Raw genomic sequence first — 7,288 nt, 5'->3', positions numbered from 1 at the left:
CGGGGGTTCTTCTTGTTGATGACGTAGGTGTGGCCGCGGCGTCGGACCACCTTGGACCCCGGCTGCTTGGCCAGGGACCGGATCGAGGCACGAACCTTCATGTCGGCTCCTTTCCTTCTTCGTGTCCAGTGATGGCGGCGCGAGAGCAGGGATGAGGGGCGGTGGCGCCGATGAGCTTGACCCCGCGCGCGTGCGGTGGTACGGCTTGGCGCCCTTGAAGGACGGCAGGAAGGAGTGGTGGATGTTGATGACGCCCCCGTGCAGCTTCTCGCACAGGGACTCCGAGAGGATCTGCATGTAGCGCGCGAGCACGACGAGCTCCACGCCGAGCTCGTCCACGAGCCCCAGCAGCTCGGCCTCCGCCTCCGCCTTGGTGTTCTTGGTGACGGGGATGCAGTGGAAGGGGACGCCGTAGAACTCGGCGACGTCCCGCAGCGTCTCGTGGTTGCCCACCACGCCGACGACGTCGACCGGCAGCCCCTGGCTGCGGGCCCGGAAGAGCGGGTCGGTCAGGCAGTGCCCCTCCTTGGAGACCATGATGAGGGTGCGCATGGCGCGCCCTACCTCATCGAGGCTCCACTCCATCTCGTACTCGCCGGCCAGCTCAGCCAGGTCCTTCTCCAGCTCCACGCGCGGCACGGTGGTGAGCACCTGGACCCGCATGAAGAACAGGCCCGTGGAGGAGTCCCCGAACTGCTTGGACTCGGTGATGTTCCCGCCGCGGCGCGCCAGCGTGCCGGTGACCGCATGGACAATCCCCGGGCGGTCGGGGCAGGACAGGGACAAGACCAGGTGGGCGGCGGAGTCGGTTTGCGCCGTGGAATGAGCCATGGCCTCAGCCTAGTCGGCGCTCGCGCCACTTGACGACGGCGAGCACCAGCCAGGTGGTCACGATGAAGGGCCAGGTGTAGGTCGGCACCGGGATCGCCGTGAAAACCCGGTCCACGACGACGGTCAGCACCGACCCCACCACCGCCAGCACCCAGGCCCGCCTCCCGGGAGGCAGAAGGACGACGCCGATCGCGATCGCCGTCAGGCACGGAGAGTATCCGCCCAGCCCGTGCGCCGCCTGACCGGCGGGAACGAGCGCCAGCGTCGCTGCCGTCCCGACGACGCTGCCCAGCAGCGCCGCCGCCCCGACTCTCCACCCGGCGATGAACAGCCCGGCCAGGATCAGCGCCCCGCCCACCCAGGAATCGACGAGCACCACCTGGGACTCTCCCGTCAGCACCGCCTCCGGGACCAGCCACGCCGTCGCCCCACTGACCGGCGCCGGATCCGGCACCATCGGCGCATCGATCGCCCTGAGCAGAGCCGTCAGCAGGCCGGAGACGATGCAGAAAGGAGCCGTGAGCGCCGGGAGCCCGACCGGGGCGAGTGCGCGCTCCAACGCGCGGTGGACCGCGGGGCACGCCGCCGCCCCGACCACGGTGACCAGCGTCGCCGGCCAGAAAACACCCATGGCGGCCCAGGCCGCTGCTCCCACCAGCGCCCCGTTGTAGCCCTGGAGTCCGTCACGGACACGCAGATCCAGCATCCTGGCCGCCACCGTCGACACCGTCGTCCCGAGGACCACCTCAAAGGCCATGAGCGGTGAGTAGACGGCGACGCCGGCCACGATGAGCAAACCGGTGAGCGCCCGGGGCTGGAGGAAGATCTGCCCCACCCCGCGCCCCAGCGCGCCCACGCCGGATGAGACGATCGACGGGACGGCCGAGGTACCCGGTCCGTCAGCCGGGTGGCGGGGCCGATGAGTAGTTGGCTGAGGCATGAGGGGCTCCGATCGATAGAGACATCGGGAGGTGCCCGCCGCCCAGGCGAGCGGGCTGTTGCTAGTACTTGCGCAGGTTGAGCCTCGGCGCGCCGAACCACCGGCCGCGCAGAAGCTCGCTGATGTCGAGCATGAGAGCGGTCAGACGGGTCGTGTCATCGCCCAGCGCCCGGGCGATGAAGCCGGGTCCCTGCACCCGCGTCACTGCGCCGCGCACGTCGTCGACCTCCAGCATCTGGGCCACCTCATTGACCAGGGCGGCATCGACCCGGGCGTCGAGCGCCGTGAAGGAGGCCAGGTGGCTGTGCCCCTCCAGGCCTCCCAGCCCCGCCAGCCCGGCCTCACCGGGGACCAGACGCAGGTTGTCGACGACGGCGTACCGGCCACCGACCCGGATGTCAGTGCGCATCCGCACGCAGTCGTAGCCGAAGGCCGAACCGTCCGGGGCCCATCCGGGGGTGAGGACCTCCAGGGACATGAAGGTCGCCGTCGGGTCCATCTCAACCAGGGTGGTCTGCCGGTAGGAGGACTCCCGGTAGGCGATGACCTGGTCGGGAACGAGCTCCAGCACGGCCCCAGGCCCCAGGCTCACCCGGGTGTCCTGGCGGACCGGGCAGGTGGGGGTGCGGTAGATCTTCGTGGCCGCCTGGGTCGTCAGCACCGCCGAGGCCCCCTGGAGGACCTCGACCTCGGTGAGATAGGAGTCGCCGTCCAGGTACCCGCCTCCGGGATTGACCACGTAGTAGGTCACCTGCCCGGTCTCATCGAGGTACAGCGGACGGAAAACCCTCAGTGCTCCCCTGTGGTACTGGCCGACGGCGACGCTCCGGTCCCCGCCCCGGGCGATCCGCAGGTGCAGCTCGCCGGTGGTGCTCACGACTCCAGGTCCGTCATGAGCACGTCATGGTGGATCCACTCGATGACCTGCTCCAGGCCCTCATCGGTCTTGAGGTTGGTGAAGCAGAAGGGCTTGTCACCCCGGAACACCTTGGAGTCGGCCTCCATGACCGCCAGGTCGGCGCCGACGTGAGGGGCCAGGTCCGTCTTGTTGATGACGAACAGGTCGGACTTGATCATCCCCTGACCGGCCTTGCGAGGAATCTTTTCGCCCTGGGCGACGTCGATGACGTAGATGGAGAAGTCGACCAGCTCGGGGGAGAAGGTGGCCGAGAGGTTGTCGCCTCCCGACTCCACGAACACCACCTCCAGGTCCGGGTGGCGCTCCACCAGCTCGGCGATCGCCGCCTCGTTCATGGAGGTGTCCTCACGGATGGCCGTGTGCGGGCAGCCCCCGGTCTCCAGCCCGACGATGCGGTCCACCGGCAGGACCCCCTGCGCGGCGAGGATCTTGGCGTCCTCGATCGTGTAGATGTCATTGGTGACGGCGGCCATGGAGACCTCCCGGCTCATGGCCCGGGTGATGCGCTCGATGAGCTGGGTCTTGCCCGCCCCCACCGGGCCGCCCACCCCGATCCGGACCGGGCCGGGGTGGGAACGGTGCGCCGGCTGCCCGGGTGCGTCCACCTGCTGCTGGCTGGTTGCTGCTGACATGACAGTCTCCTCACTAGCTCTTCAGGAAGGTCTTTCAGGACATGAACATGCGGGCCCGCTGGCGCTCGTGCCGCATCTGGCTGATCTCGATCCCGGGTGCGGCGGCCCCCAGATCCATCTCGTCGAGGCCCCCGATCCGCCTGACCGCGGCGCGGACGTCGCCGCGCACCGAGGCGATGGCGCGCTGACCGGCGTCCTGCCCCAGGGGGATGGCTCGTACGGCGTTCTGCGTCAGTGAGATGACGCTGGACTGGAGGTAGGCCGCCGTGACCGCCGCCGGCGGCGCCCCCAGCGCGTAGCCGGCGATCGCCAGCACGATGGCGGGGTGGGAGCGGCAGCCCCCGCTGCCCCCGGTGCCCCCGGTGTTCCCGGTGTCCACGAGCGCCGCGTATCGGCTCAGCAGCCTGCCACCGTCGGTGCCTTCCAGGGCCAGGCGGGCGATGGTGAGCATCCGCCGCCCCATCGTCACCCCGGCCCGGCGCACCTGGAGCGGCACCGCCTGAGCCACGAGAAGCGCATCGAGGCGGGCGATCGCCTCCCAGTCATCGGCCGCCACCGCCTCGAAGGCCAGCCGCAGCCCCAGCCCCTCGGAGAAGGTCAGCTGGGTGGACACGAGTGCGCGCAGCCAGGACACGAAGGTGGCCTCACCGTCCACGACGCCCTCGCAGATGTAGGTCTCCAGCCCGAAGGAGTGGGAGAAGGCGCCCGTGGGCAGCGCGGAGTCGCACAGCTGGGCCAGCGGCAGCTGCCAGCCGGAGGGCTCGCCCCACTGCGGGGCGGGGGTGTCAGTGAGTGTGCTCGGCATGACGGAAGGGGACGGGCATGGACCTCTCCATCCGCGCGTGACGCACGCCCAGGTGCTCCAGGTAGTGCTCGGCGGTGTGGTCGTACTGGATGACCATGACGCCGTCATGCCCCTCAAGGCCCGGGAAGGGCTCCTCCGGGCCGAAGAACTGGGCGGGCAGGTGCCGGTTGCCCAGGTTGTGGGCGACGACCCCCATCTCGCGCACCGTGGCGGGCGCGATGACCAGAACATCGGTGGGCTCCAGGCGCACGACGACGATCCCGCGCTCGTTGCGAAGCAGGATGTCGCCCTCGCGCAGGTCCGGTGCGCCCGGCGCGAGCCGGATACCGAGCTCGGTGCCGTGGTCGGAGCGCACTCGTTGGATGCGTTTCGTGAGGTCGGCCAAGGGAAGGACCACGTTCTCCACGTGCACGCCCTCCAGCTCCTCGCCGGGCAGGTCGTGGATATTGCCTGAGATGGACTCGATAATCATGAAGGCTCCAGGGGTGAGGGGTCAGAAGAGGAAGTAGCGCTGGGCCATGGCCAGGACGTGGGCGGGCTCGCAGGTGACCTTCTCGCCGTCGACGGTGACCTCGTAGGTCTCGGGATCGACGGTGAGCGCTGGAGTGGCGTCGTTGAAGGCCATGTCCGCCTTCGTCAGCCGCCTGACCCCGCGGGCCGGGCAGATCCTCTTGCGCAGCCCCAGGCTCTGGGGCACTCCCTCATCGATGGCCGCCTGGGACATGAAGGTGATCGAGTTCGACGCCGGCGCCGCCCCGTAACCGCCGAACATGGTGCGCATGAGCGTGGGCTCGGGGGTGGGGATCGAGGCGTTGGCGTCACCCATGACCGCTGAGGCGATCTGGCCGCCCTTGAGGATCAGGGACGGCTTGACCCCGAAGAAAGCGGGGTCCCACAGCACCAAATCGGCCCACTTGCCCACCTCCACGCTGCCCACGACCTCGGCGATCCCGTTGGTGCGGGCCGGGTTGATCGTGTACTTCGACACGTAGCGCTTGATGCGCAGGTTGTCGCCGCCCTCCGGGTCCCCGGCGAGCCTGCCGCGAGCCTTCTTCATCTGGTCGGCCACCTGCCAGGTGCGGATGACGACCTCGCCGACGCGCCCCATGGCCTGGGAGTCCGACGACGTCATCGAGAACACGCCCAGGTCGTGCAGCACGTCCTCGGCGGCGATCGTCTCCGGTCGGATGCGCGAGTCGGCGAAGGCGACGTCCTCCGGGATGGCGGGATTGAGGTGGTGGCACACCATGAGCATGTCGAGATGCTCCTCAGCGGTGTTGCGCGTGAAGGGCAGCGTCGGGTTGGTCGAGGACGGCAGGATGTTGGGGTCCTGCGCCAGGGTGATGATGTCGGGGGCGTGACCGCCACCGGCGCCCTCGGTGTGGAAGGTGTGGATGACCCTCCCGCCGATCGCGCGACGGGTGTCCTCGACGAAGCCGCACTCGTTGAGCGTGTCGGTGTGGATGGCCACCTGCACGTCGAACTCGTCGGCCACCTTGAGAGCCTCGTCGATGACGGCGTGCGTGGCGCCCCAGTCCTCATGGATCTTGAAGCCGACCGCGCCGGCGCGCAGCTGCTCGGCCAGAGGCTCCCGGGCCGAGGCGTGGCCCTTGCCCAACAGGCCGATATTCATGGGGAAGTCCTCGACGGCCTGAAGCATGCGGGCCAGGTGCCACGCCCCGGGAGTGATCGTGGTGGCGTTGGTGCCGTCGGCCGGCCCCGTCCCTCCTCCGATCATGGTGGTCACGCCCGAGGCTAGGGCGGTGGCGACCTGGGTGGGGGAGATGAAGTGAATGTGGGAGTCGATGCCCCCGGCCGTCAGGATGCGGTGCTCGCCGGCGATCACCTCCGTGGAGGCTCCGATGACGATATCGACGTCGTCCATGATGTCCGGGTTGCCCGCAGCGCCGATAGCGCTGATAACGCCGTCGCGGATGGCAACGTCGGCCTTGTAGATGCCGGTGTAGTCGATGATGATTGCGTTGGTGATGACGGTGTCGGGGATGCCCTCGTCCCGCGTGCGCTGGCCGTTGTGGCCCATACCGTCGCGGATGACCTTGCCGCCTCCGAAGACGGCCTCGTCGCCACGGTGGGTCAGGTCCCGCTCGATCTGGGCGAACAGGTCGGTGTCGGCCAGGCGGACGGCGTCCCCGGTGGTGGGGCCGTACAAGGCGGCATGCTCCCGACGGCTGAGTTCCTTGCTCATGATGTGCTCCTGTGCTCTCAGCCCTCGACCGGGCCGTTCGTCTCGCCTGCCAGACCGAAGACCCTTCGTGCTCCCGCCAGCGCCACCAGGTGGACTGGCCGGGAGTCGCCCGGTTCGAAGCGAACCGCGGTACCGGCCGGAATGTCGAGGCGGAAGCCCCGAGCGGCCCGCCGGTCGAAGGACAGCGCGGGGTTGACCTCGGCGAAGTGGAAGTGCGAGCCGACCTGAATGGGACGGTCCCCAGTGTTGAGGACGTCGAGACGGAGAGTGGGGCGGCCCTCGTTGATGGTGATGGTGCCGTTCACGAGTCGGTACTCCCCGGGGATCATGGCAGGCTCCTGCGAATCGGGTCGTGAACGGAGACGAGCTTGGTCCCGTCGGGGAAGGTCGCCTCCACCTGGACCGCGCGGACCATCTCGGGGACTCCCTCCATGACGTCGTCGTAGGTCAGCAGGGTGGTTCCGTAGGCCATGAGATCGGTGACCGTGCGCCCCTCTCGGGCTCCCTCGAGGATCTCAGCGGTGATGTAGGCGACTGCCTCAGGATGATTGAGCCGGATACCCCTGTCCTTGCGTCTTCGCGCCAGGTCTGCGGCGACGACGATGAGTAGCTTCTCCTGCTCACGAGGGGTGAGGTGCATGGGGGCTCTCCCAGAGATGGATCCGGAGCGGGCGCATAGGCGCGAGCTTGTCCGCGCACGACGGACGCTTATAGGCAATGCCTGACATGTTGCGGAAATATTTCCGACTGTTGAGCGGCAAGGATCAGGGTGCTCCTGATCCTCTTGGTTTTCCGCGTCATGGTGGGAGAGAACTGAATATGGTTGACGTGCTATCAATCGTCGGCGACTGATGTCGATACTGAGGAAAAGAAGGGCCGGGATGCGTGCTGAGACGCATCCCGGCCCTGCGTGGGTGGGGGTGACCCTCAGCCCTGACGGGCCTTGAGACGGGGG

At 68.6% G+C, this 7,288-nt stretch carries 9 protein-coding genes and 1 pseudogene; all 10 read right to left on the bottom strand.

Going from position 1 to position 7,288, the window contains the following annotated elements; translation table 11 throughout:
- Positions 1-101 (bottom strand): ribosomal protein bL36 (locus HMPREF2883_RS01560; RefSeq protein WP_070658572.1); only part of this gene is annotated, 101 nt, incomplete at its 3' end.
- Between the two features lie 56 nt (positions 102-157).
- A pseudogene (locus tag HMPREF2883_RS01555) lies at positions 158-831 on the bottom strand (formyltetrahydrofolate deformylase); the annotation flags it as partial.
- Positions 832-835: 4 nt separating this feature from the next.
- Positions 836-1,771 (bottom strand): urea transporter, encoded by a 936-nt coding sequence (locus HMPREF2883_RS01550; RefSeq protein WP_070658571.1) that lies wholly within the window; start codon positions 1,769-1,771, stop codon positions 836-838.
- Between the two features lie 61 nt (positions 1,772-1,832).
- Positions 1,833-2,648 (bottom strand): urease accessory protein UreD, encoded by an 816-nt coding sequence (locus tag HMPREF2883_RS01545; protein ID WP_070658569.1) that lies wholly within the window; start codon positions 2,646-2,648, stop codon positions 1,833-1,835.
- Positions 2,645-3,322 (bottom strand): urease accessory protein UreG, encoded by a 678-nt coding sequence (gene ureG / locus HMPREF2883_RS01540; protein WP_176747109.1) that lies wholly within the window; start codon positions 3,320-3,322, stop codon positions 2,645-2,647. The genes HMPREF2883_RS01545 and ureG overlap by 4 nt, the downstream gene beginning before the upstream one ends.
- A 34-nt stretch (positions 3,323-3,356) precedes the next feature.
- The gene (locus tag HMPREF2883_RS01535; protein WP_070658567.1) at positions 3,357-4,127 is read right to left on the bottom strand and encodes an urease accessory protein UreF; all 771 of its coding nucleotides are present in this window, start codon (positions 4,125-4,127) and stop codon (positions 3,357-3,359) included.
- Positions 4,108-4,599 (bottom strand): urease accessory protein UreE, encoded by a 492-nt coding sequence (ureE, locus tag HMPREF2883_RS01530; RefSeq protein ID WP_070511732.1) that lies wholly within the window; start codon positions 4,597-4,599, stop codon positions 4,108-4,110. The genes HMPREF2883_RS01535 and ureE overlap by 20 nt, the downstream gene beginning before the upstream one ends.
- A 21-nt stretch (positions 4,600-4,620) precedes the next feature.
- Complete coding sequence (ureC, locus tag HMPREF2883_RS01525; protein ID WP_070658564.1) at positions 4,621-6,333, bottom strand: urease subunit alpha; 1,713 nt, start codon at positions 6,331-6,333, stop codon at positions 4,621-4,623.
- Between the two features lie 17 nt (positions 6,334-6,350).
- The gene (locus tag HMPREF2883_RS01520) at positions 6,351-6,662 is read right to left on the bottom strand and encodes an urease subunit beta (protein ID WP_070658562.1); all 312 of its coding nucleotides are present in this window, start codon (positions 6,660-6,662) and stop codon (positions 6,351-6,353) included.
- Positions 6,659-6,973, bottom strand: a complete 315-nt coding sequence (locus HMPREF2883_RS01515; protein ID WP_070658560.1) for an urease subunit gamma — start codon at positions 6,971-6,973, stop codon at positions 6,659-6,661. The genes HMPREF2883_RS01520 and HMPREF2883_RS01515 overlap by 4 nt, the downstream gene beginning before the upstream one ends.
- Between the last annotated feature and the right edge of the window lie 315 nt (positions 6,974-7,288).

The organism is Actinomyces sp. HMSC075C01, assembly GCF_001812965.1.
Lineage (GTDB): Bacteria > Actinomycetota > Actinomycetes > Actinomycetales > Actinomycetaceae > Actinomyces > Actinomyces acetigenes.
The sequence above is the reverse complement of the archived record's forward strand: the minus strand, read 5'-3'. Positions and strand labels throughout refer to the sequence as shown.